Here is a 23,310-nt window from a genome sequence, read left to right as displayed (position 1 = left end):
CCGGCGCCGCCTAACGATCCGCCCCGCCGAGCCGCGCGTACAGGGCATCGAAGACCGCCGCACCGCGCTCGATCCGGCGTGCGTCGTCGGCCTCCTCGTGCACGAGCCCCGCGAGCACCGCCTCCACGCCCGCCGCCTCCGGTCGCTCGAACTTCCCGTCGCGCATGTCGACATCGTGCACGATCTCGCCGATCGCGCGCAGCGCCGGCGCGTCGAGATCGAAGCGCGCGAGCAGCGTCTCGAACGTGCAGCGGTCGCCCTCGTGCGTGTACTCGCCCTGGAACATGTCGAAGCGGACCTCGCCCGGACGCGGCGCGTACCGCGCGTCCGACGTGAACGCGAAGCGGGCCTCGGGATCGATGAAGCGGCGAACGAGCCACGCGCTCGCGATGCGGTCGACGAAGACGCCGGCGCGCGTGACCCACGTCCGTCCCGTCGCGCGCTCGTCGCGCGGTTCCTCCGCGGTCGGCTCCGCCGCGTCCGCGTCGCCGAACAGCGCGGCGAGCTGCGCGTCGGTCACGCCCGCGAGCGGCGTGGCGGCGAAGACCACGGCGTCGGCCCCGTCGGCGAGCAGCTCCGCGCGGAGCCACATCAGGTCCTCGGTGGTCCCGTCGCGCAGCGGCAGCACGTACACCGAGCCTTTGAGCGGCAGCGCGCCGATCCGCTGGATGCGCCGCCGCAGCTTCACGCGCAGGTAGTCGGGCTTCGGCGGGAGGTGCGTGACGAGCAGGAGCCACCGCGGCGTGTCGGCCATGGCGCGAGGATAGCCGCCGGCCCCGCGGCGGACCAGTGCCACGCGTGGCGAGTCGACGGGCGGGCGACTAACGTGCCGCCGTGTCCCGGCCGACGACGCCCCTTCCGCTCATCTTCGCCACGCGCGGCCTCGTCGTGTGGGCGCTCGCGCGCGCCGCGGCGGGGCTCACGCTGGTGCTCGCCGGCGCGCCGCCCCGGGAGGCGTTCGTGCTCGCACCGTCGGCGGCGCTGCTCATGGTCGGCGTGGCCGCGGCGCTCGGCCACGTCGACGTCGCGCGGCGCGGGGAGCGCGCGCTGCTCGGCAACTTCGGCGTGTCGCGCATGCGGCTCACGGCGTGGGTCGCGCTCCCCGCGCTCGCCGGCGAGATCGCGCTCGGCGCGCTCGCGGGAACGCTCGGGTGAGTCGCGACCCGAGCGTGCTCGTCGCCGACGGTGTCGGGAAGTGGTTCGGCAGCCGCCGCGTGCTCGCCGCGGCGACGCTGCGCGCGGTGCCTAACGAGGTGCGCGTGCTGTTGGGCCGCAACGGCGCCGGCAAGTCCACGCTGCTCAAGATCGCCGCGGGATGGCTGCAACCGGACAGCGGCGTGGTGCACTTCGCCGGGCGCGCGTACCTGCGGCCGTCGCTGTCGCGGCTGGCGCGGCACGGGCTGTTCTACCTGGCGGACCACGACCTGCTCTTCCCCACGCTCACCGTGCGGCACCAGCTCGAGCTGCTGCGCCGACGGTTCGACGGCGGCGACGTGGACGAGGCGCTGACGCTCGCCGGTGTCGCGGCGCTCGCCGAGCGCGTGCCGCCGTCGCTGTCGGGCGGCGAGCTGCGCCGCGCCGAGTTCGCCGCGGCGCTCGTGCGACGGCCGCGCTGTCTGCTCGCCGACGAGCCGTTCCGCGGGGTGGCGCCGCGCGATGCGGAGGCGCTCGTGGCCGTGGTGCGTCGCCTGGCGCGCGACGGCTGCGCGGTGGTCGCGACCGGGCACGAGGTGCCGACGCTGTTCGAGGCGGCGGACCACGTGACGTGGTGCACGGGCGGCATGACGTACGACCTCGGCCCGCCCGACGCGGCGCGCGCGCATCACGACTTCCGCCGCGAGTACCTGGGCCCGCGCGCGTCGTGAGCCGGGCATTCGTACGACGATGGTACATGCGGCATTCCGCACGCGGCTCTTGACCGCGCCCCGCCCACGCCCCAAACTGCGTCCCATGCAACGCCACGCGGTTCTCCTCCTTACCAGCGCCCTCGGCCGACTTATCGGTCGCGGGCTCTCGTGCTTGGGAGGACGCTCCGAGTAGCGCGGCGCTCATCGTCGCGTACGGCCCCTCCCGCCACCGTGGGAGGGGCCGTTTTGCGTTAGGCCGCCTGCGGAGCGCGAGAGGGCACGATCCCCCTCTCACCGTCGTCGCCATGTTCTCGTTCGCGCCCGACCGACAGCCCAGTCACGCCACCGCCGACGCCACCGGCGACACCTCGACGCGGACGCCGCGTCGCGCGTTCCGCGCGGAGACGTCGTACCCGACGCCCACCGACCCGCGACGGGGCGAGCGCGCCGCCGACGTCGCGGTCTCGCAGGCGGACGGCGAGCCGTGAGCGCGCCCACCGAGCCGTCACCGGTCCGCATCTTCGACACCACGCTCCGCGACGGCGAGCAGTCGCCGGGGTGCACGATGTCGCTCGCCGAGAAGCTCGACGTCGCCCGCGCGCTCGCGCGACTCGGCGTCGACGTCATCGAGGCCGGCTTCCCCGCCGCGTCGCCCGGGGACGCCGAGGCCGTGCACGCGATCGCCGAGTCGTTAGGCACCGGCGGGCCCGTCGTGTGTGGGCTCGCGCGGGCGACCGAGAGCGACATCGTGACGTGTGCCGCGGCGATCGCGCCCGCGGCGCGCCGTCGGCTGCACACGTTCCTCGCCACGTCGGACATCCACCTCCGCCACAAGCTCCGCATCTCGCGCGACGAGGCGATCGCGCGCGCGCACGCGGCCGTGTCGCTCGCGCGCACGCTCGTCGACGACGTGGAGTTCTCGCCGGAGGACGCGACGCGCTCCGACCCCGACTTCCTGTGCGAGGTGCTCGCCGCGGCGGTCGACGCCGGCGCGACGACGCTGAACGTGCCCGACACCGTCGGCTACGCGACGACGGCGGAGTACGAGGCGCTCGTCGCGCGCGTCTGCGCGCTCGCCGCGCGCTCGCCGGGCGTCGTCGTGTCGACGCACTGCCACGACGACCTCGGGCTCGCGGTGGCGAACTCGCTCGCCGGCGTGCGCGCCGGGGCGCGGCAGGTGGAGTGCACCATCAACGGCATCGGCGAGCGCGCGGGCAACGCGGCGCTCGAGGAGGTCGTGATGGCGCTGCTCACGCGCGCCGACCACTTCGGCGTCGGCACCACGGTCGACACGCGCGAGCTGACGCGGCTGTCGCGCCTCGTGACCGCGTGCACCGGCGCGCACGTCGCGCCGAACAAGGCCGTCGTGGGCGCGAACGCGTTCGCGCACGAGGCCGGGATCCACCAGGACGGGATGCTGAAGCATCGCGCGACGTACGAGATCATGACGCCGGAGTCGGTGGGCGCCGACGGCTCGTCGCTCGTCCTCGGCAAGCACTCGGGGCGCCACGCGCTGCGCCGCCGGCTGGAGTCGATGGGCCTCTCGCTCGACGACGCGCGCTTCGACGAGGTGTTCGCGCGGTTCAAGGAGCTCGCCGACCGCAAGAAGGTGGTCGACGCGCGCGACCTGCGCGCGCTGGTCACCGCGGCGCACGAGCACGTGGCGACCGGATGGGCGCTGCTGCAGCTCCAGGTCGCGAGCGGCACGCACGTCATCCCGACGGCGACGGTGCGCGTGCGCGCGCCCGGCGGCGGCACACACGTCGCCTCCGGCACCGGCAGCGGCCCGGTGGACGCGAGCTGCCGCGCGCTGAACGCGGTCGTCGGTGAGGTCGGCGAGCTCGAAGGGTTCACGGTGCGCGCGGTGACCGAGGGGATCGCCGCCGCGGGCGAGGTGACGGTACGCGTGCGCGACGTCCACACCGGCCGCACGCACCTCGGCCACGGTGTGCATACCGATGTGGTCACCGCATCGGCCGAAGCGTACGTCGACGCCATCAATCGCCTGTACATGGCACGAGACAGCCAGGCCGAGCGCGGAGCGTGGAGCGGGGAGCGTGGAGGGACTGATTCGGTCGCTCCACGCTCCCCGCTCCACGCTCCACGCTCGGCATACCCGTCGCCGGCGGGTGCCACGGAGGTGGTGTCGTGAGCGTTCCACGGACGCTCTTCGAGAAGCTGTGGGACCGTCACGTCGTGCGCGCCGAGACGCTCGACACGCCGGCGGTGCTCTACGTCGATCTGCACCTCGTGCACGAGGTCACCTCCGCGCAGGCGTTCGACGAGCTGCGCCGCCGCGGGATCCGCGTGCGCGCGCCGCACCGCACGATCGCGACGATGGACCACTCCACGCCGACGACGCCGGGCGGCTTCGCGGCGCTGCCGGTGCTCGACGACGCGAACCGGTCGCGCCAGGCGCAGGTGGAGACGCTCGCGCGCAACTGCGCGGAGTTCGGCGTGCCGCTGCTGCCGTTGGGCGACGCGCGGCAGGGGATCGTGCACGTCATCGGGCCGGAGCTCGGCCTCACGCAGCCCGGCATGACCGTCGTCTGCGGCGACAGCCACACCAGCACGCACGGCGCGTTCGGCGCGCTCGCGTTCGGCGTCGGCACGTCGCAGGTGGCGCACGTGCTGGCGACGCAGTGCCTGCTGCAGACGAAGCCGAAGACGCTCGAGGTGCGCGTCGACGGCGCGCTCGCTCCCGGCGTGAGCGCGAAGGACGTCATCCTCGCCGTCTGCGCCACGCTCGGCGTCGGCGGCGCGACGGGACACGTCATCGAGTACACCGGGGCCGTGATCCGCGGGCTGTCGATGGAGGAGCGGATGACGGTATGCAACATGTCGATCGAGGCGGGCGCGCGGGCCGGCATGGTCGCCCCCGACGACACGACGTTCGCGTACCTCCAGGGACGCCCACACGCGCCGACCGGCGCCGCGTGGGACGCCGCGGTCGCCGACTGGCGCGCGCTCGCCACCGACGCGGGCGCGACGTTCGACCGGTCCGTGACGATCGACGGCAGCGCGCTGCGGCCCATGATCACCTACGGCACGAACCCGGGGATGGGCGTGCCGATCGACGCGGCGGTCCCCGACCCCGATCGGCTCGACGACCGCGCGGAGCGCGAGAATGCGTGGCGCGCGCTCCGGTACATGGGCCTCACGCCCGGGAACCCGCTCGCCGGCACGCCGGTGGACGTCGTGTTTCTCGGGAGCTGCACGAACTCGCGGCTCAGCGACCTGCGCGACGCGGCGCGCGTGCTGCGCGGCCGGCACGTGGCGCCTAACGTCCGCGCGCTCGTCGTCCCCGGCTCGCAGCAGGTGAAGCGCGCCGCCGAGGCGGAGGGGCTGCATCACGTCTTCCAGGAGGCGGGCGCGGAGTGGCGCGAGGCGGGCTGCTCGATGTGCATCGCGATGAACGGCGACCAGCTCCGCCCGGGCCAGCTCGCGGTGTCGACGAGCAACCGCAACTTCGAGGGGCGGCAGGGGAGCGGCGGCCGCACGCTGCTCGCCAGCCCGCTCACCGCCGCCGCCGCCGCCGTCACCGGCGTCATCACCGACCCGCGTACCCTGCTCGCCGGAGGAGCACCCGCATGACCTCGTGGACGTTCACCTCGCCCTACGTCTCGCTCCCGCGCGACAACGTCGACACCGACCAGATCATCCCGGCGCGCTTCCTCACGACGACGCGGCGCGACGGCCTCGGCCCGCACGCGTTCCACGACTGGCGCTACGAGCCCGGCGGCGAGCCGCGCGCCGAGTTTCCCGTGAACCGCGCGGAATCGTTAGGCGCGCGCGTGCTCGTGGCGGGCGACAACTTCGGCTGCGGGTCGTCGCGCGAGCACGCGGTGTGGGCGCTGCTCGGCGCCGGGTTCCGGGCGGTCGTGTCGAGCTCCTTCGCCGACATCTTCCGCGGCAACGCGCTCGGCAACGGGCTGCTTCCCATCCAGGTGGACGCGGCGACGCTCGAGCGGCTCCATGCCGCGCAGTCGCCCGACGCCGCGGTGACGGTGGATCTCGCCGCGCGCACGCTCACGCTCCCCGATGGCGACGAGGTGCGCTTCCCGGTGGCGCCGTTCGCGCGCCACTGCCTGCTCCACGGCATCGACGAGATGGACTTCCTGCTCGGCGCCGCGGAGGACGTCGACCGGCACGAGCGGAGCCGTCCGTCGATGATCGACACGACCGCGTCGTGGGAGGCCGCGTGAGAGTCGCGCTCCTTCCCGGCGACGGCATCGGCCCGGAGGTGGTGGCCGAGGCGCGTCGCGTGCTCGACGCGGTGACCGGCGGCGCGCTCGCGTTCGACGAGGCGCTCATCGGCGGCGCCGCGATCGACGCCACCGGTACCGCGCTCCCCGACGACACGACCGACGCGTGCCGCCGCGCCGACGCCGTGCTGTTGGGCGCCGTCGGCGGCCCGAAGTGGGACGACCCGCTGTCGCCGGTGCGACCGGAGCAGGGGCTGCTCGCGATCCGGCGCGCGCTGGGACTGTTCGCGAACCTGCGCCCGGTCGCGCCGTTCCCCGCGCTGGCCGACGCGTCGCCGCTGAAGCCCGAGCGGCTCGCCGGCGTGGATCTCCTCGTGGTGCGGGAGCTGACGGGTGGGATCTACTTCGGCGTGAAGGGGACGTACGGCCAGCCGGGCCGCGAGCGCGCGCGCGACGTCTGCTCGTACACGACGGAGGAGATCGAGCGCATCGTGCGCGTGGGCGCGGAGATGGCGCGCGCGCGGCGCGGCCGGCTCACGTCGGTGGACAAGGCGAACGTGCTGGAGACGTCGCGTCTCTGGCGACGCGTGGCGACGCGCGTCGTCGCGGCGGAGTTCCCGGACGTGTCGCTCGAGCACGTGCTGGTCGACGCGTGCGCGATGCACCTCGTGACGAACCCCGCGCGCTTCGACGTCATCGTCACCGAGAACATGTTCGGCGACATCCTGACCGACGAGGCGGCGGTGCTCGCGGGATCCATCGGCGTGCTGCCATCGGCATCGCTCGGCGCGCCTAACGGCGTTGGGCAGACGCGCATGGGGCTCTACGAGCCGATCCACGGCTCGGCGCCCGACCTCGCGGGACGCGGCGTGGCGAACCCGGTCGGGACGATCCTCAGCGCGGCGCTGCTGCTGCGGCACTCGCTCGGCCTCGAGCGCGAGGCGCGGCTCGTCGAGCGGGCCGTGGCCGAGGCGCTCGCGGACGGCGCGCGGACGGCGGACCTCGGCGGGTCGCTCTCCACACGCGAGATGACGGACGCGGTGATGGGGAGGCTCGAGGTGCGGACGGCGGCTGCCGTGGCGGTCTGAGGTCGGCGAGGCGGGCCGGGCTCCACGTGCTTCGTTCCTCATCCAAGGAATTTGGAGAATTCAAGCAATTCCTCTCGGCCAAGAAGAGGATTCCCTGAATTCTCCCGATTCCTCGAATTGAAAAACGAAGAACGTGGAGTCGTCCCCTGCCGGGTACGCCTTTCTCGAGCACATCTACATGGCCGCGCTCGAGCGCGAGGAGTTCCACGGTCCGCGTCGCGGCAGGTCCACAGCTACATCTGCGCGACGACCCTCGGACACGGCCTGCTGCTCCATTTCGGCCCCGAGGCGCGCTTCTACCGCCTCGGGAGGCCGAGGGGCGCGCGCGGCGTGTAACTTCGATGCATGTCCGCGTCGCACCCGCCGGCCGAAGGCGCGGCCGATCCGCACGAGCCCGTCCGCCTCGTGTGGGTGGTGGACGAGGCGCGCGTGCGGCACGTCTCGGAGTTCGCGCACCTCGCGCCGCGCGACCGCCCCGCGGTGTGCTGTCCCGTGTGCCGCGAGCCCGTGCTGCTCAAGCTCGGGCACGTCAACACGCACCACGCGGCACACCGGGCGGGGTCGAGCTGCCCGGTGCAGTCGTGGGAGACCGCGCTGCACCTGAACACGAAGCACCACCTCGCCGCCGCGCTGCGGGCGGGCGGTACGCTCACCGTTAGGCACCTGTGTGCCCACCGCTTCGGCGTGCTCGGCGAGACGGTGTTCACACCGGGGCTCGTGCCGTGCGGCGCGGTGTGCGACGTGCCGTTCGTGGGAGAGTGGGACGCCGTCGAGGTGGAGGCCGCGCTGTCGGACACGCGGCCCGACATCCTGCTGCGGCGCGGCGGCGCGCCGGTGGCGGCGCTCGAGGTGCGGCGCACGCACGCCGTGACCGCAGGGAAGGTCGAGCGGCTCGCGACGCTTGGCGTGCCGTGGGCCGAGGTCGTGGCGTCGCGGGCGCTGTACGCGCGGCTCAGCGCGTGGACGCCAGAGCAGCCGCTCACCGTGCTCCGCACCGACCGGTGCGCGCAGTGGTGGTGCGACGCGCACCGGCCGCGCGCGCGCGCCGTGGCCGGGGGCGGGTGGCCGAGGCGGATCCGGCGCACCGGCCGTGGGCGGCGCGGGTCGTGGACCGCTATCTCCCCGACGGCCGCGTCAGGCGCGACGTCGTGTTCGTGGCGGGAGTCGTGCGCGGGGGGCGCGTGTCGAGCGTCGTCGTCGCCCACCGCGCAAGCGACGAGCCGATCGCGATGCTGGCGAACGGCCCGAAGGCGACGGTGCTCCGGGCCGCCCACGACGCGTTCCTCGCGTGGGCGCGCGCGCGACGCGCGGAGGGCGAGCGCATCGACAGCCCCATGCCGTGGGCGCCCGCGGCGAGCCTGCGCGACGACGACGGCCGCTGGCTCGCCGGCACGACGCTCTACCCGCAGCGCCTGCGGTTCGACCGCGAGTCCGGTCGCTGGGCGCGGCGGCCCGGTGTCGGCACGGCGCGGTGGGCGCTCGCCGAACCGCTGGACGTCGCGGAGTCAGAGGCGCGCAAGCACCTCGGCCGGCGTCGCGACCGTTAGGCGGCTACCACGGAAGTCCTTCGCGTTCCGCGTCACGATGTAGTCCGCCTCCACGCGGATCGCGCATACGGCCTGTACCGCGTCCTCGAGATCGCGGAGCCCCATCGCCATGGCCTCGAGGACGATCGTTCGGTCGACCGATACCACGTCGAGGAGCTTCGTGAGGGCGCGCGAGGGCTGCCAGCGTCGCCTCGCGACCGAGCGACCCGGCGAGCAAGTAATGAAGCGTCGTGATGGTGTGCGCTGCAACGACACCCGCGGCACGACCCTCTTCAATCGCAGAGAGCAGCATGGCCGCGTCGCGATACGAGGGCGCGCGGGCCGCGAGTACATCGAGCACGACGTTCGCGTCGAGAAGGAGGCGCAGCCGGGATCGCGGCGTCTCGGCCACCTTCCGACTGCCGTCCTTCGAAGTCCGGCCGCGGCCCCTGCCCCGCCTCGCGGGTGTCATCTGTCCACGCGGCCGTACTTGTCGTCCAGATGCTGGTGATAGTCGTCGACACGCGTCGCCGGTGGCAGGATCCCGAGCAGCCGCCGCACCGTTGGCGTATACGACGAGCGCGAAGCCGCGCGCGTGTGCGCGAGGCTGGCGAGGTAGTCCGCAACGACGAAGCTACCGGCTACCGCACGCCGCGCGGCCGCGGGGGACCGCCGCGCGGCTTCACGTGTCGCGTCGGCGGCTCCGCGTGCGACCCCGGGATGCGCGGCGCCGCGACGCGCACGGTGCCGCGCTCGCCGTTAGGCCGCGTCGTCTCGCGCGGGCGCGGCGGCCCGCTCTCCCGCGGGCCACCGTGATGCTCTCCGTGTCGCTCGTGCATCATGCCGCCGCCTCCGTCGCCAGCTCGTCCGCCACGTACGTGAGCCACCCGCGCCGGTCCTCGGTCTCGCCGCGCACGGTGGCGAAGAACGCGCGCTGCAGCAGCGTCGTGACCGGCCCGCGCGCGCCATCGCCGAGCACCACGCCGTCCACGGAGCGCACCGGCGTCACCTCGGCCGCGGTGCCGGTGAAGAAGATCTCGTCGGCCGCGTAGAGCGCCTCGCGGGGCACGCGCTCCTCGCGCACCGTCAGCCCCAGCTCGCGCGCGAGCGTGAGCACGGTGTCGCGCGTGATCCCCGCCAGGATCGACGACGCGGCGGGCGGCGTCACGATGACGCCGTCGCGCACGAGGAACACGTTCTCCGCCGACCCCTCGCTCACCGTGCCCGACGTGTCGAGCGTGATCCCTTCGGCGTAGCCGAGCCGCTCGGCCTCCATCGCGACGAGCTGTCCCGAGAGGTAGTTGCCGCCCGCCTTCACCCCCGTGGGAATGGTGTTCGGCGCGGCGCGGGTCCACGACGAGACGCACACGTCGGCGCCGGGCGCGAGCGACTCGTCGCCGGCCGGCACGTTCCACGGGAGCGCGGCGACCATCACCTCCACCGGGTGGCGCACGGGGCTCACCGACAGCGCGCCCGCGCCGCGCCACGCGAGCGGGCGCAGGTACGCGTTCGTGAGCCCGTTCTCGCGCACCGCCGCGCGGCACGCGTCGACGAGCGCCGCGTCGTCGTACGGCAGGTCCATGCGGTAGACGCGGGCCGAGTCGCGCAGGCGTCGCACGTGCTCGCGGGCGCGGAACAGCGCGGGGCCGCGCGCCGTGTCGTAGCTGCGCATCCCCTCGAACACCGACGACCCGTAGTGCAGCGCGTGGGTCATCACGTGCACCGTGGCCTTCTCCCACGGCACGAGGCGCCCGTTGAACCAGATCAGCTCCGGGGTCGTGGCGAGCGACACCGTCGCGGGGTTCGCGGCGCTCATCGTCCCGCTCCGGCGAGCGCCGCCTCGGGCTCGGCCAGGGCGAAATCGTTAGGCGTCTGCGCCGGCGCGGCGCCGCGCTGGCCGGGCAGCACCTCCTTCGCGTCGAGGAACGGCATCATGCGGCGCATGCGCCGGCCGACCTCCTCGATCGCGTGGTGCGACTCCGCATCGCGCCGCGCCTCGAACGTCGGGCGGCCGTCGCGGTTCTCCGCGATCCAGCGGCGCGCGAAGCTGCCGTCCTTCACCTCGTCGAGCAGCGCCTGCATCGTGGCGCGCGTCGCGTTCGTGACGATGCGGTCGCCCGCGGCGTAGTCGCCGTACTCCGCGGTGTCGGACACCGAGTGGCGCATGTAGTTCAAGCCGCCGCGGTACATGAGGTCCACGATCAGCTTCAGCTCGTGCAGGCACTCGAAGTACGCGACCTCCGGCTGGTAGCCGTTCGCCACGAGCGTCTCGAAGCCCGCCTTCACGAGCGCCGACACGCCGCCGCACAGCACCGCCTGCTCACCGAACAGGTCCGTCTCCGTCTCCTCGGCGAACGTCGTCTGCAGCACGCCGGCGCGCGTCGAGCCGATCCCCTTCGCGTACGCGAGCGCGTCGGCGAGCGCGCCGCCGGAGCGGTCGCGGTGCACGGCGACGAGCGACGGCACGCCGGCCCCCTCGGCGAACAGCTCGCGCACGCGGTGCCCCGGCGCCTTCGGCGCGACGAGGATGACATCGACGTCGCCGTCGGGCGCGATCTCGCCGAAGCGCACGTTGAAGCCATGCGCGAACAGCAGCGTCTTGCCGGCGGTGAGATTCGGCGCGATCGCCTCCTCGTACACGGCGCGCTGCGTGTGGTCGGGCGTGAGCAGCACGATGAAGTCGGCCTCCGCCGCGGCGTCGAACGGCGTCAGCACGCGCAGCCCCTCGCGCTCCGCGTTGGGCCGCGACCGCGAGCCCTCGGGGAGACCGACGCGCACGTCGAGGCCGGAATCGCGCAGGTTCAGCGCGTGGGCGTGCCCCTGACTGCCGTAGCCGATGACGGCGAACCGGCGGCCGGCGAGTCGGGTGAGGTCGGCGTCGGCGTCGTAGTAGAGCGTCGTCATCGGGCGGTCTCCTGAAGAGTGGAAGTCGGGACTCGGGACTCGGGACTCGGGACTGGTTTCCGGAACTCGAGTCCCGAGTCCCGAGTCCCGAGTCCCGCATCGAACGCGAGCATCGTCTCGACGAGCGCGTCGACGTGCGCCGGCTCGGCGTCGATCTCCTGCACGGACAGCACGTCGACGAGCCGCGCGAGCTGCTGCACGACCTGGCGGACGTCGCTCGCCTCGACGACGAGCACCATGCGGCTCGTCCCCGGCCGCTCGCTCGCGCCGACGACGAGGCTCGCGACGTTGTAGCCGCGGCGACGAATGAGGCCGATGGCGCGGTACAGCGCGCCCGGGCGGTCGTGGAGCCGCACGACGACGGTGTGACGCGGCGCGGCGCTCATTTCCGCGCTCATGCCGGCACTCCCGCGTCGAGCAGCATCTCGCCGATCGCGCGGCCGGCGGGGACCATCGGGAACACGTTCGCCTCGCGCTCGACGCGGAAGTCGATGACGACCGCGCCGTCGTGCGCGGCTGCCTCGGCGAGCGCGTCGTCGACCTGCTCCGGCCGCTCGACGGTGATGCCCAGCACGCCGTAGGCGCGGGCGAGCTGCGCGAAGTCGGGGCCGGAGAGCGGCGTGGCGCTGTAACGGCGTCCCTCGAACAGCTCCTGCCACTGCCGGACCATGCCGAGGAAGCCGTTGTTGATGATCGCGATCTTCACGTTGGTCACGCCCTCCTGGCGGATGGTCGCCAGCTCCTGGTTCGTCATCTGGAAGCCGCCGTCGCCGACGACCACCCAGATCGTCTCGTCCGGGCATGCCATCGCGGCGCCTAACGCCGCGGGTACGGCGAAGCCCATCGTCCCCGCGCCGCCGCTCGTGATGTGCGTCCGCGGCCGTCCCCAGTCGATGAGCTGCGCGGTCCACATCTGGTGCTGCCCGACGTCGGTCACGACGCGGCACGTCCCTTCGCGCAGCGTGGCATTGAGCGCCGCGTACACGTCGTGCGGCTGCAACGCGTGCGTGTCGGGCCGACGCCGGTACGCCTGCCGCGGCTCGAACTCGTCGCGCAGCGCGTGGACCTCGGAGAGCCAGGCGGAGCGGGAGTCGGGACTCGGGACTGGGGACTCGGGACTCGGGGGGGACGAGTCCCGAGTCCCCAGTCCCGAGTCCCGACTCCCGAGCGCCTCCAGCAACGCGCACAGCACCTCGCGCGCGTCCCCCACGATGCCGACGTCGGCGCGCACGAGCTTCCCGATCTCCGACGGATCGACGTCGACGTGCACGATCTTCGCGTGCGGCGCGAACGCGGACACCTTGCCCGTGACGCGGTCGTCGAACCGGCTGCCGACGTTGAGCAGCACGTCGCACCGCTGGATCGCGCGGTTCACGTGCACCCAGCCGTGCATCCCCGGCATGCCGAGCGACAGCGGGTGGTCGTGCGGGAACGCGCCGAGTCCGTGGAGCGTGGTGATCACCGGGACGCCCGCGCGCTCGGCCAGCGCGCGCAGCTCGTGCGTGCCGCCCGACTGGATCACGCCGTTGCCGGCGAGGATGAGCGGACGCTCGGCCCGCGCGAGCAGCTCCGCGCCGCGGCGCACCGCGTCGAGATCGGGGCGCGCGGCACGGTGGTCCTCGTACCCCTCGAGGTCGAGCGCGACCTCCCAATCGGGGATCACGCGCGCCTGCTGCGCGTCCTTCGTCACGTCCACGAGCACCGGCCCCGGACGCCCCGTCGACGCGAGGTGGAACGCCTCGGCGATCACGCGCGGCAGCTCGCGCGCGTCGCGCACGAGGTAGCTGTGCTTCGTGATCGGCACCGTGATGCCGGTGATGTCGGTCTCCTGGAACGCGTCGGTGCCCAACAGCGCGCTCGGCACCTGCCCGGTGATCGCGACGAGCGGCGTGGAGTCCATCCACGCGTCGGCGATCGGCGTCACGAGATTCGTCGCGCCGGGGCCGCTCGTCGCCACGCACACGCCGACGCGGCCGCTCGCCCGCGCGTAGCCCTCGGCGGCGTGGCCGGCGCCCTGCTCGTGGCGACAGAGCACGTGGTGCAGCCGGTCGGCGTACTCCGGCAGCGCGTGATAGAACGGCATGATCGCGCCGCCGGGGATGCCGAACAGCACGTCGACGCCCTGGCGCACGAGCGCCTCGCAGAGGATCTGCGCGCCCGTCATCGTCTGGTCGGCGCTCATGCGACGGTCCCCGCGAGCGCCGGCGCGGCGGTCGGCCTGGCGTTAGGCACCTCGAGCACGGCACCGGTGTGCGCGCTCGTCACCATGGCCGCGTAGCGGGCGAGCCATCCGCGCGTGAAGCGCGGCGCCGGCGGCGCCCAGTCGGCGGCGCGCGCCTCGAGCGTCTCGGCGTCGAGCTCCACGTCCATGCGCCGCTCGGCGAGGTCGATGTCGATCATGTCGCCGTCGCGCAGCAGCCCGATCGGGCCGCCCTCCGCCGCCTCGGGCGACACGTGGCCGATGCACAGCCCGCGCGTGCCGCCGGAGAAGCGCCCGTCGGTCACGAGCGCCACCTTGTCGCCGAGCGGCGCGCCCTTGAGGAGGCTCGTGAGGGAAAGCATCTCGCGCATCCCCGGTCCGCCGCGCGGCCCCTCGTTGCGCACGATCACGACGTCGCCCGGCACGATGCCGCCGCTGAGCGCCGCTTCCGTGGCCGCCTCCTCGCCGTCGAACACGCGCGCCGGACCGCGGAACCGCATCTCGTGCTGGTCGACCGCGCCGACCTTGATCACCGCGCCTAACGGCGCGAGCGAGCCGTGGAGCACCGCGAGCGCGCCGCGCGGCGAGTGCGGGTCGTTCGCCGGCCGGATGCACGCGGGGTTCGCGTTCGTCACGCCCTGGAGCGTGGCGCCGAGCGACGTGCCCATCACCGTCGGCGCGTCGAGGTGCAGCGCGCCGGGGAGCTTCGCGAGCTCGGCGAGGATCGCCGGGATGCCGCCCGCCTCGCCGACGTCCTGCATGTGCCACTGCCGGTCGCCGTCCCACGCCGGCGAGACCTTCGCGAGGTGCGGCGTGCGCTCGGCCACCTCGTTGAAGCGCGCGAGCGGGTAGTCCACCTCGGCCTCGCGCGCGAGCGCGAGCACGTGGAGCACCGTGTTCGTCGAGCCGCCCATCGCGACGTCGAGCGCGACCGCGTTGTCGATAGACTCGCGGGTCACGATGTCGCGGAAGCGCACGCCGTCCCGCACGAGCGCCATGAGCCGGCGCGCGGCCTGGCGCGCGAGGTCGTGCCGCTCGGGCGACGTCGCGAGGATCGACCCGTTGCCCGGCAGCGCGATGCCGATCGCCTCGCAGAGACAGTTCATCGAGTTCGCGGTGAACATGCCGCTGCACGAGCCGCACGTCGGGCACGCGTTGCGCTCGAGGTCCGAGAGGCGCGCGTCGTCGATGCGTCCCGCGGCGCGCGCGCCGACGCCCTCGAACACGGTGATGAGGTCGATCTTCTGTCCCGCCGCGTCGCGTCCCGCGGCCATCGGCCCGCCGGAGACGAAGACGGTGGGCACGTTCGCGCGGGCGGCACCCATGAGCATCCCGGGCACGATCTTGTCGCAGTTCGGGATGCAGACGAGCGCGTCGAAGCAGTGGGCGCGCACCATCGTCTCCACGGCGTCGGCGATGAGCTCGCGCGACGGGAGCGAGTAGTGCATGCCGTCGTGGCCCATGACGATCCCGTCGTCGACGCCGATCGTGTTGAACTCGAACGGCACGCCGCCGGCGGCGCGCACGGCGTCCTTCACCACCTTGCCGAACGCCTGCAGGTGGACGTGGCCGGGGACGATGTCGACGTACGAGTTGCAGACGGCGACGAACGGCTTGTCCCAGTCCGCGGCGTCGCGGATCTGGCCGGTGGCGCGCAGCAGGCTGCGGTGCGGCGCCCGCTGGAGCCCGCGCTTGATCGTGTCCGATCGCATTCGCTTCTCGTCGCCTCTCCGAAATGGGGGGAGAAAGCGACCGCGGCCCGTCCGGAGAGGGACGGGCCGCGGCTTCGTTCGAGAAGCTCGCGTCCCCTCCCGTCTCGAGAGGGGACGCGGTCGTCGGTGTGCTACGCCGGTTCGCCCTCTCGCATGCCGATAAGCTCCGCAACGAGCGTTACGGAGAGTACGACGAGCGTAATGAGGGCGAGGGCGGCGAGCGTCACGCCGCCATCTTAGGACCGGGGGGCCACGTCGTGCAAGCCCCCGGGAATTTGTTTCACGATTGTACGGAGAGAACGGACAGGATGAGAACCAGACAAAACTGCCTTGTTGTGGGTTCTCATCCTGTCCGTCCTGTTCATCCTGTCCAAACACACAGCACCAGGTCGTGTCATCCCGTCCCGAGCTCGCCGCGCGACCGCAGCTCGGTCGGCAGCAGCGCGTGATACAGGAACTCGTGCAGCGGCGTCGCGACGCCGGCGCGCGCGCCGAGTCGCACCACCGCGCCGTTCCACGCCTCGAGCTCCGACGGCCGGCCGTCCGCGAGGTCCCGCTGCAGCGACGTGGTCGCGCCCGCCGGCTGCGCGTCGACGAACGTCATCGCGCGGTCGATCGCATCGCCGGGCAGCGTCACGCCGCTCGCGCGCGCCACCTCGCCGATCTCCGTCATCGCGCGGCGCAGCAGCGCGCGCGTCTCGGGCACGGCGCGCAGCACGCCGACGGGCACGCGCGCCACCGCGCCCACACCGCCTAACGAGACGACGAACAGGAACTTCTCCCACAGCTCGACGCGCATGTCGGCCGGCCGCTCGACGGTGATGCCGGCGCGCTCCATCGCGGCGCGGATCCGCTCCACGCGCGGGCTCGATCCGCCGTCCGTCTCGCCGAACGCGAGCGACGCCGGCCCGCCGAGGTGGCGGATGCGCCCCGGACCGTCGATGAAGCTGAAGATGCGCGCGGTGCCGAGCAGCACGCGCTGCCGTCCTACCGTCGCGCCGAGCACGTCGGCCGCCTCGACGCCGTTCTGGAACGGGATGACGACCGTCTCCGGGCCGAGCATCGGCCCCATCGTCGCCGCGACGTCGCCTAACTGCCACGTCTTCACGCCGACCAGGACGACGTCCACCGGCCCCACGGCCACCGGATCATCGGTCGCCATCACGCTCGGGAGCGCGAAGTCGCCGCGCACGCTCTCCACGGCGAGCCCCCGCTCGCGCAGCGCCGCGAGGTGGGCGCCGCGCGCCACGAACGCGACGTCCTCCCCGGCGAGCGCGAGCCGCCCGCCGAAGTACCCGCCGATGCCTCCCACGCCCACCACCGCGAACCGCATGCGCCCTCCGGGGCCGCCGACGCCCGTAAGCTATGTTTCAGGAGGCCGCCGACTCACCCGAGAGACGCATCCGCCTGCCGTGACTCCCGCCACGCGCACGATCCTCATCGCCACCGTCGCCGCGTTCTTCCTGCAGTTCACGCTGCGGGGGATCGAGAACGCGTTCATCTTCTATCCCGGCGACGTGCTCACGCACCCGTGGACGATGGTGACGTACATGTTCTTCCACGCGGGGGTGACGCACATCCTGTTCAACATGCTCGGGCTGTACTTCTTTGGCCCGCGCGTGGAGGCGCGCCTGGGGACGCGGCGCTTCACGATCCTCTACTTCCTGAGCGGCGTGAGCGGCGCGTTGCTGTCGCTCGTGCTCTCGCCGGCGCCGATCATCGGCGCGTCGGCCGGCGTGTTCGGCGTGATGCTCGCGTTCGCGTACTTCTGGCCGCACGAGCTGATCTACATCTACGGCGTGATCCCGGTGCCGGCGCGGCTGCTGGTGATCATCACGACGGTGCTCTCGCTGTGGAGCGGCTTCTCCGGCGGCGGCGGCATCGCGCACTTCGCGCACCTCGGCGGCTACGCGGGTGCGTTCCTCTACCTGGTGTGGATCCAGCGCGCCGAGCGCCGCGCGCGTGGCGCATTCCGCCGTCAGGTGGCGAAGGGCGCGCCGCGCGTCCCGGCCGGCACGGACTTCCGGTCGATCGACCGCTCGTCGATCCACGAGGTGAACCGCGCCGAGGTCGATCGGATCCTCGACAAGATCAGCGCGCAGGGGGTCGACTCGCTCACGCCGGAGGAGCGGATCTTCCTGTCGAACTTCGTGCCGATGGACGATCGGAAGCCGCCGGTGTCGTGAGCCGCCGTTCCGGCCTCGTCTTGCGTGCGCCGAGGGCGGGTGTAGGGTAGTCCCCGCGGGAAATCGGCCGACGCCGGCCGTCCATTCCACCATGACGGCGCTGCACCCGCGGCGCCCTCCTCGACGCATGGTGACGAGGCATGTTCGCACTCTCGCCTCTCGGGCGGTCCGCGTGCCTGTTCGGCGCTGCCCTGCTGTGCCTGGCACGCACGGGCCGCGCGCAGTGCTTCACGGCAAACGACGGCCGAGTGGAGCTCCACGATGTCGGCCGTGTCGCCGGTGCGCTGCCGAATGGGACCACGCAGGTCCTGCTGGTCACGGCGGTGAACGGGCGGGAGACGGCGACGCCGGTCGGCAGCGTCAAGGACGGCGCGTGGACCGTCGACGCTCCCGCGCTCGTCACATTGCAGCGCGGTCAGATCTCCGGTGGCATCCTCGAGTTCGACGCGGCGAACGGGGCCATCTGCCGTCGACCCTACGTCGTCGCCATCGCAGGTGTCGCCAGCGTTCCGGCGCCGCCGCAACCGGCGCGACGCGGTAGCACCCTCGACGACTGCTTCAACGCGGGCGAGCGGTGGAAGGGTGAGATCGAGACGGCGCATCGCGGCCGCGGCGGCAGCTTCACCGAGATCGTGTTCCTCGACGGCGCGGAGCCGGGCGGCGGCGTGTGCTACTACAACCGGGACTACGGCGTCGTCGGTGATCCCATCTTCGTCGGCGTGTTCACGACGCGACCCGATTCCTGGCTCCGCGCGCAGTTCGAGCCGTGCGCGTTGCAGAACGCCGCGCCTAACGTCCTTCAGGGCTCCGACAAGTTTCCGGACGTCGTCGCCCGTACGCTCGCGGCCAACGAGTACACGATCCAGAAGTTCCTGCCGCGCACCTGCTTCAACACCCCCGTCGACGTCGAGGTCGTCGTCGCCGAGCCGACGCCCGCGGTCGCGCAGAAGTACCCGCTCAACCAGTACGACCGCTATCGCGCGACGCTCCACGCGGGCATTCTGCTGTCCAAGCTCCACGACGCGAGCTTCGCGCTGCGCGCCGATCAGGCCGACCCGACGAAGCAGTTCATCTACGATCAGGGACCGACGAACAGCGGCCCGGAGTACGTCGCGGCGCTGGAGCTGTACGCGGTGCTGAAGTACTTCCCGCAGCTGCTCGGGCGCCTGGACTTCACGCGACAGGGGCCGTACGCAGGACGGGATCCGATCCACGACGGCGACTTCCTCGACCGCCTCGGCGCCGTGATCGGCGTCGGCATCAAGAATCCGATGTCGCGCTTCGACATCGGCGCGTCGTTCGAGGCGCTATACGGCGTGAACGTGATCTGGGTGCTCGACTACGCGCGGATCCGCGGGCTCGCGCCGAACGTCGACACCGCGGCCCCGTTCACCGGCACCGCGGCCACGATCCCCACCGCGTTCCGGTGGGAGCACAGAGGCACGCTCGGCCTGTCGGTCGACCTGCGCTATCTGTCGGTCCTCTTCTCCGGCGGACGCTGAGTGCACCCGGCGCGGCGAACGCTCGTGAGGCCGCGCGGCGGGTTGACGGCGCTGCCTCGCTTCACCATCGCCCTCGTCGTCGCCGTCGTGGGGCTCGTGTTCCTGCGTCGCGCCCAGGCGCGGCACGCCGACGCGACGGCCGAGCCGACGAGTGCCGTGGCCGCGCTGCGCGCGCTGCCCGCGCCACGTCGCCTGTTCGCCGCGCGGCTGTCGCTGCCGCAGAGCTACGCACCGTGCGACGACGCCGACACCTCCGCGAGCCGCCGAACGACGTGCGCCACGCCGGCCGCGCTCGAGACGCCGTCGCAGCTCGCGCACGTGCTCGCCGTCGCGGCCGCACGCGGTCGCACGCACGTCGACGTGGACGCGCTGCACGCGCTCGCGCTCGGCGATCTCGCGTGGGCCCATCCGTCGCCGATGGCGCTCGACCGATCCGTCGCGCAGCTGCGGACCGCCGCGCGACTCCTGCCGAATGCCGACGCCGCGCTCATCGACCTCTCGGCCGCGCTGCTCGTGCGCGCCGATCGCCGGCACGACGCACGCGATCTGTTCGACGCCGCCGAGCAGTCGGCGCGCGCCGTGTCGCTCGACAGCACCAGCGCGCCGGCCCGATTCGATCTCGCGCTCGCGCTGACTCGACTCGGCTTCGGCGACGCGGCCGAGCGTGCGTGGCGCGACTTCCTCGCGGTGGAGTCCACGGGACCGTGGGCCGACGAGGCGCGGCGGCGGCTCGCCGCCATCGAAGGCGCGGGCGGCACGTCGTTCCGCGCGGACGATCCGGACGTCGCGCACGCGGTGCGCAGGGACCCGCAGGGCGCGCGCCTGCACGGCTGGGACGTGGCGCTCCGGACCTGGGGCGACGCGATGACCCGCGGCGACACGGCGGCCGCTTCGCGCGCCCTGACGTCGGCGCGCGCGATCGGACGCGCGCTCGAGTCCCAGGGCGACGACGCGACGCTCATCGACGCCGTGCGCGTCATCGATGCCGCCGCGGGCGACGCGGCCCGCACGCGCGCGCTCGCGATCGCGCACCGCGCGTACGCGGATGGCTACGCCGACTACGCCGCGACGCGGCACGCCGCGGCAGCCGTGTCGCTGCGGCGCGCGACCGATGCGCCGGGGCCGCTCGGCGCGTGGGCCCGTGTGTTCGCGGCGTCGACGGTGCTGTACGCGGGCGATCTGCCGGGCGCCGAGCGCGCGCTCCGTCGCGAGATCGAGCGCGCGGACTCGGCGCGACATCCCGCACTCGTCGCGCGTGCGCGCTGGTCGCTCGGCCACGCGCTCATTCGACTCGGCCGGTCGGACTCCGCGCTGCGCGAGCTGCGGGCCGCGGCCGACGGGTTCGCGCGCGCGCACGAAAGCGAGGACCTCGGCGCGGTGCAGACGCTCGCCGCGCACGCGGCGTATCTGCTCGGCGACTCGCGCCTAACGGCGAGCTCGGTGTCGGGCGCGCTCACGGCGCTTCGTGCCGGGCGCCGCTCCGGCTGGCGCTACAACGCGCTCTACATGACGGCGCTCGCCGCGGAGAGCGACGGCCTGCTCGGGACGGCGCGGATCGCCGCGGACGAGGGCGTGGCGGTCGCCGCGCGAACGGGGAACGCCGCGCTCGCGGCGGAAGCGCTCGTCGTTCGCGCGCAGCTCGCGATGCGGGCCGGTGCCGACGGTCGGGCGCGCGCGGCCGCCGACGCGATGCGCGCCCGTGCTACGATCGCGGACGCGCCCGCGAGCTCGGGCCGCGACTGGATCGCCTCGGAGCTCAGCATCGTCGAGCTGACGCTGCGCCCACCCGAAGAGCGCGCCCGGAGCTTCCGCGTGCTCGACTCGGTCGTCGCGATGTACGAGCGGCCGGTGGTACCGCCGCGACTCATCCCCGCGCTGCTCGTCCGTGCCGACACGCGTACCGAAGCGGGCGACGCCCGCGGAGCCGCCGCGGATCTCGACCGCGCCGTGGCGCTGCTCGCGCGCGAGCAGCGCGCGACCGACAGCCTGCCATTGCGCGCGTCGCTGGTCGACGCCGCGCGCGGGGCCGTCGACCGCGCGGTGATGTACTACGCCAATCGCGGCGACGCCGCGTCGTCGCTGCGACAGCTCGAGACGGGGCGCGCGGGGCTCGAGCGGTCGCGCGTGGCGACGGACGCCTCGCCGATCCACGCGCGGCCGGGCGAGACGGCGCTCGTCTACGCGCTCGTCGGCGACACGCTGCTGACGTGGACCGTGCGCGGATCGGACGTGCGCCTGAAGCAGGCGGTCGTCGCGCACGATGCGCTGGTGCGCACCGCGGAGGGAGCGCGCGCCGCACTCGAATTGCGCACGACGGACGACGCACGCGTCGAGCTGGCGAGGCTGTACGATTGGCTCGCGCGTCCGGTGCGTGCGCAGCTCGGGCCCGACGGGACACGCCTCGTTCTCGTCGCCGACGGGGAGCTGTCGGCGGTGCCGTTCGCTGCGCTGCTCGACACGGCGCGCGGACGCTATCTCGTGGAGGATTTCGTGCTGCGCGACGCGCTCACGCTGCGCGGCGACGCGCCGCCGACGTCGCGCGCCGCCGACGGCGACGCGCTCGTCATCGCCGACCCCGCGTTCGATCGCGCCGCCTATCCCGCGCTCGCGCCGTTGACCGGCGCCCGCGTCGAGGCGCGCACGGTGAGCGAGCGGTACGCCCGCGCGCGCGTGATCGGGGGCGCCGACGCCACGCCGGCGGCGGTGTCGGCCGCGCTGCGGCGCGTGAGCGTCGTGCACTACGCCGGCCACGCCGTCTTCGACGACGATCGGCCGGAGCGATCGATGCTGCTGCTCGCCGGCCCGGGCGGCGGCCTAACGGCCGAGCGGATCGCGTCGCTGCCGCTCGAGCGCGTGCGTCTCGTAGTGCTCTCGGCGTGCGAGACGCTGCGCTCGACCGGCGCGCGCGGCGGGGGTTCTCGGGGCTCGCCGGCGCATTCCTCGGAGCCGGAGCCGTCGGCGTCGTGGGCGCGCAGTGGCGTGTCCACGACGATGCGACCGCCGCGCTCATGGCCGAGTTCCACCGCCGCTACGTGGAGAGCGGAGAGCCGGCCGCCGCGCTGCGTGGTGCGCAGCTCGCGCTCCTCCACTCGGCACGTCCCGCTCTCCGCGCCCCGACGGCGTGGGCGGGGTTCCGCTACGTCGGCCGATGACGGTCGGCGAGCGACGCTGAGACTTCTCGATCACCGGGAGAGACGATGCCGATCGACATCACGCTGACGATCGCGGGGCTGTGCATGTTCGTTCCGGACAAAGGGGGTAGGATCATGCACGTGCTCATGCCGCGAGCCGGCCGGCACGACGCGGGGAACGCCGGCCGGAGGCTGCACGACGAGCACTTCTTCGCCTTCGTGTTCGATCGGAACGCCACGACGCCACCGGGTGGCACGGTGCGCGACTTTCACAGCATCAAGCTCGAAGGCTTTCGCGTCGCCGTCGGGCAGCGGACCGGTGCTTCCGCCAAGGCGGTCGTCGACCCCGCCGCGGTCGTCCTGCTCGGTAGCGGCGAGAACTTCGGCGCCGTCGATCCGAGATGCATTCAGCCTTCGCTGCCGGCAGGCGTTCCGCTCATCGGACGCGTGGAGCTGCACGACGGAGCGCAGCAGCGGATCAACGACGCGGTAGAGCACTGCTTCGTCCGGTTCGACGATCCTGCGGGCCCGGAGAGGCGATGCCAGCTCATGGCGGAGCAGGTGCCGTGGCGCATCTCGGGCTTTCCCTCGACGATGACACCACACGGCGAGGCAGTCGACGTCGCGGCGCTGGTCCAGCTGAACGGCATCGTCACGACGCCGTCGCAATCCGAGCCGCTTCCGCGCTTCCTGTTCGCGAGGGACGGCAGCGTGGAGATCGGATTGCTCCACGCGATCGACGCGGCGCTGCCGGGCAGTGGCGGTGCCCCGCCACATCACAACCCGAACGATCATTTCATCGCGTACTACGACCTCGCGACGCCGCTCGTCGATCACGACAAGTGGATGTTTCCGAAGGAAAAGCTTGCACGACGGAAGCAGCTCGCGACCGACCTCACCTCGCCGAGCGCCATCTGCTCCGAGTCTCAAGCGAAGTTCGCGTGATGGCGAGCGGAGGGCCGCAGAGGACCGCTCTCTTTGAGAGGTGCTCGGCGAGTACCCTGGCGAT

20 protein-coding genes and 3 pseudogenes are annotated in these 23,310 nt (G+C 73.3%); 13 read left to right on the top strand and 10 right to left on the bottom strand.

The genetic code is table 11. From position 1 onward, the window contains the following. Positions 1-10: 10 nt before the first annotated feature. Complete coding sequence (locus tag J421_RS24180; RefSeq protein WP_025413692.1) at positions 11-754, bottom strand: chromate resistance protein ChrB domain-containing protein; 744 nt, start codon at positions 752-754, stop codon at positions 11-13. An 80-nt stretch (positions 755-834) separates the two neighbouring features. On the opposite strand from J421_RS24180, the gene J421_RS33045 reads away from it, so the two are divergent. The 9 genes and pseudogenes from J421_RS33045 (at position 835) to J421_RS34120 (ending at position 8,687) form a co-directional block, all read left to right on the top strand. After that, positions 835-1,155: a hypothetical protein gene (locus J421_RS33045; protein WP_025413691.1), complete on the top strand. Its 321-nt coding sequence runs from the start codon at positions 835-837 to the stop codon at positions 1,153-1,155. Further along, positions 1,152-1,865, top strand: coding sequence for an ATP-binding cassette domain-containing protein (locus tag J421_RS24175; RefSeq protein WP_025413690.1), 714 nt, complete (start codon positions 1,152-1,154; stop codon positions 1,863-1,865). Before J421_RS33045 ends, J421_RS24175 begins: the two co-directional genes overlap by 4 nt. Positions 1,866-2,152: 287 nt before the next feature. Continuing rightward, positions 2,153-2,335 carry a hypothetical protein gene (locus tag J421_RS24170; RefSeq protein ID WP_025413689.1) on the top strand — a complete coding sequence of 61 codons (183 nt, stop codon included), beginning with the start codon at positions 2,153-2,155 and terminating at the stop codon, positions 2,333-2,335. Continuing rightward, positions 2,332-3,999, top strand: coding sequence for a 2-isopropylmalate synthase (locus J421_RS24165; RefSeq protein ID WP_104023240.1), 1,668 nt, complete (start codon positions 2,332-2,334; stop codon positions 3,997-3,999). Before J421_RS24170 ends, J421_RS24165 begins: the two co-directional genes overlap by 4 nt. After that, positions 3,996-5,441 (top strand): 3-isopropylmalate dehydratase large subunit, encoded by a 1,446-nt coding sequence (gene leuC / locus J421_RS24160; protein ID WP_104023239.1) that lies wholly within the window; start codon positions 3,996-3,998, stop codon positions 5,439-5,441. Before J421_RS24165 ends, leuC begins: the two co-directional genes overlap by 4 nt. Beyond that, a complete protein-coding gene (gene leuD, locus J421_RS24155; RefSeq protein ID WP_025413688.1) occupies positions 5,438-6,052 on the top strand; it encodes a 3-isopropylmalate dehydratase small subunit in 615 nt (204 codons plus the stop codon). Before leuC ends, leuD begins: the two co-directional genes overlap by 4 nt. Next, the gene (gene leuB, locus J421_RS24150; RefSeq protein ID WP_104023374.1) at positions 6,049-7,140 is read left to right on the top strand and encodes a 3-isopropylmalate dehydrogenase; all 1,092 of its coding nucleotides are present in this window, start codon (positions 6,049-6,051) and stop codon (positions 7,138-7,140) included. The genes leuD and leuB overlap by 4 nt, the downstream gene beginning before the upstream one ends. 345 nt (positions 7,141-7,485) lie before the next feature. Continuing rightward, a pseudogene (locus tag J421_RS34830) lies at positions 7,486-7,704 on the top strand (competence protein CoiA family protein); the annotation flags it as partial. A gap of 437 nt (positions 7,705-8,141) precedes the next feature. Beyond that, positions 8,142-8,687: a hypothetical protein gene (locus J421_RS34120; RefSeq protein WP_236646363.1), complete on the top strand. Its 546-nt coding sequence runs from the start codon at positions 8,142-8,144 to the stop codon at positions 8,685-8,687. Here J421_RS34120 and J421_RS34710 read toward each other — a convergent pair. The 9 genes and pseudogenes from J421_RS34710 to J421_RS24100 all read right to left on the bottom strand — a co-directional run bounded on the left by J421_RS34710 (position 8,646) and on the right by J421_RS24100 (position 16,815). Further along, positions 8,646-8,942, bottom strand: coding sequence for a PIN domain-containing protein (locus J421_RS34710; protein ID WP_425485854.1), 297 nt, complete (start codon positions 8,940-8,942; stop codon positions 8,646-8,648). The two genes, J421_RS34120 and J421_RS34710, sit on opposite strands and share 42 nt — an antisense overlap. After that, positions 8,887-9,138 (bottom strand): annotated as a pseudogene (locus J421_RS34825) (PIN domain-containing protein); the annotation flags it as partial. The gene J421_RS34710 and the pseudogene J421_RS34825, both read right to left, overlap by 56 nt. A 169-nt stretch (positions 9,139-9,307) precedes the next feature. Then, positions 9,308-9,508 (bottom strand): hypothetical protein, encoded by a 201-nt coding sequence (locus tag J421_RS24130; RefSeq protein WP_025413683.1) that lies wholly within the window; start codon positions 9,506-9,508, stop codon positions 9,308-9,310. Beyond that, complete coding sequence (locus J421_RS24125) at positions 9,505-10,482, bottom strand: branched-chain amino acid transaminase (protein WP_104023238.1); 978 nt, start codon at positions 10,480-10,482, stop codon at positions 9,505-9,507. Before J421_RS24125 ends, J421_RS24130 begins: the two co-directional genes overlap by 4 nt. Then, positions 10,479-11,570 (bottom strand): ketol-acid reductoisomerase, encoded by a 1,092-nt coding sequence (gene ilvC / locus J421_RS24120; RefSeq protein ID WP_025413681.1) that lies wholly within the window; start codon positions 11,568-11,570, stop codon positions 10,479-10,481. Before ilvC ends, J421_RS24125 begins: the two co-directional genes overlap by 4 nt. Next, entirely contained in the window at positions 11,567-11,968 is a 402-nt protein-coding gene (gene ilvN, locus J421_RS24115; RefSeq protein WP_236646361.1) for an acetolactate synthase small subunit, read from the bottom strand. The genes ilvC and ilvN overlap by 4 nt, the downstream gene beginning before the upstream one ends. After that, entirely contained in the window at positions 11,965-13,752 is a 1,788-nt protein-coding gene (gene ilvB, locus J421_RS24110; RefSeq protein ID WP_025413679.1) for a biosynthetic-type acetolactate synthase large subunit, read from the bottom strand. Before ilvB ends, ilvN begins: the two co-directional genes overlap by 4 nt. Continuing rightward, positions 13,749-15,482 carry a dihydroxy-acid dehydratase gene (ilvD, locus tag J421_RS24105; RefSeq protein WP_025413678.1) on the bottom strand — a complete coding sequence of 578 codons (1,734 nt, stop codon included), beginning with the start codon at positions 15,480-15,482 and terminating at the stop codon, positions 13,749-13,751. Before ilvD ends, ilvB begins: the two co-directional genes overlap by 4 nt. A gap of 394 nt (positions 15,483-15,876) precedes the next feature. Further along, complete coding sequence (locus J421_RS24100) at positions 15,877-16,815, bottom strand: 2-dehydropantoate 2-reductase (RefSeq protein ID WP_025413677.1); 939 nt, start codon at positions 16,813-16,815, stop codon at positions 15,877-15,879. 79 nt (positions 16,816-16,894) lie between these two features. Between J421_RS24100 and J421_RS24095 the strand changes: the two genes are divergently transcribed. The 4 genes and pseudogenes from J421_RS24095 (at position 16,895) to J421_RS24080 (ending at position 23,246) form a co-directional block, all read left to right on the top strand. After that, the gene (locus tag J421_RS24095) at positions 16,895-17,668 is read left to right on the top strand and encodes a rhomboid family protein (RefSeq protein WP_025413676.1); all 774 of its coding nucleotides are present in this window, start codon (positions 16,895-16,897) and stop codon (positions 17,666-17,668) included. 248 nt (positions 17,669-17,916) lie between these two features. Further along, positions 17,917-19,170, top strand: a complete 1,254-nt coding sequence (locus tag J421_RS24090; protein WP_148306513.1) for a hypothetical protein — start codon at positions 17,917-17,919, stop codon at positions 19,168-19,170. 417 nt (positions 19,171-19,587) lie between these two features. Next, positions 19,588-22,322, top strand: a pseudogene (locus J421_RS33740) (CHAT domain-containing protein). Positions 22,323-22,367: 45 nt separating this feature from the next. Further along, positions 22,368-23,246, top strand: coding sequence for a hypothetical protein (locus J421_RS24080; protein ID WP_025413673.1), 879 nt, complete (start codon positions 22,368-22,370; stop codon positions 23,244-23,246). Positions 23,247-23,310 lie beyond the last annotated feature (64 nt).

Origin of the sequence: Gemmatirosa kalamazoonensis (genome assembly GCF_000522985.1) — a bacterium.
GTDB lineage: Bacteria > Gemmatimonadota > Gemmatimonadetes > Gemmatimonadales > Gemmatimonadaceae > Gemmatirosa > Gemmatirosa kalamazoonensis.
The sequence above is the reverse complement of the archived record's forward strand: the minus strand, read 5'-3'. Positions and strand labels throughout refer to the sequence as shown.

What these genes read in the sequence shown, in the direction of transcription:
- ilvC (WP_025413681.1), bottom strand. Translation starts at nt 11,570, where the DNA reads ATGACGACGCTCTACTACGACGCCGACGCCGACCTCACCCGACTCGCC.
- ilvD (WP_025413678.1), bottom strand. Translation starts at nt 15,482, where the DNA reads ATGCGATCGGACACGATCAAGCGCGGGCTCCAGCGGGCGCCGCACCGC.
- J421_RS24130 (WP_025413683.1), bottom strand. Translation starts at nt 9,508, where the DNA reads ATGATGCACGAGCGACACGGAGAGCATCACGGTGGCCCGCGGGAGAGC.
- ilvN (WP_236646361.1), bottom strand. Translation starts at nt 11,968, where the DNA reads ATGAGCGCGGAAATGAGCGCCGCGCCGCGTCACACCGTCGTCGTGCGG.
- J421_RS24180 (WP_025413692.1), bottom strand. Translation starts at nt 754, where the DNA reads ATGGCCGACACGCCGCGGTGGCTCCTGCTCGTCACGCACCTCCCGCCG.
- leuD (WP_025413688.1), top strand. Translation starts at nt 5,438, where the DNA reads ATGACCTCGTGGACGTTCACCTCGCCCTACGTCTCGCTCCCGCGCGAC.
- ilvB (WP_025413679.1), bottom strand. Translation starts at nt 13,752, where the DNA reads ATGAGCGCCGACCAGACGATGACGGGCGCGCAGATCCTCTGCGAGGCG.
- J421_RS24080 (WP_025413673.1), top strand. Translation starts at nt 22,368, where the DNA reads ATGCCGATCGACATCACGCTGACGATCGCGGGGCTGTGCATGTTCGTT.
- J421_RS24170 (WP_025413689.1), top strand. Translation starts at nt 2,153, where the DNA reads ATGTTCTCGTTCGCGCCCGACCGACAGCCCAGTCACGCCACCGCCGAC.
- J421_RS24125 (WP_104023238.1), bottom strand. Translation starts at nt 10,482, where the DNA reads ATGAGCGCCGCGAACCCCGCGACGGTGTCGCTCGCCACGACCCCGGAG.
- J421_RS24100 (WP_025413677.1), bottom strand. Translation starts at nt 16,815, where the DNA reads ATGCGGTTCGCGGTGGTGGGCGTGGGAGGCATCGGCGGGTACTTCGGC.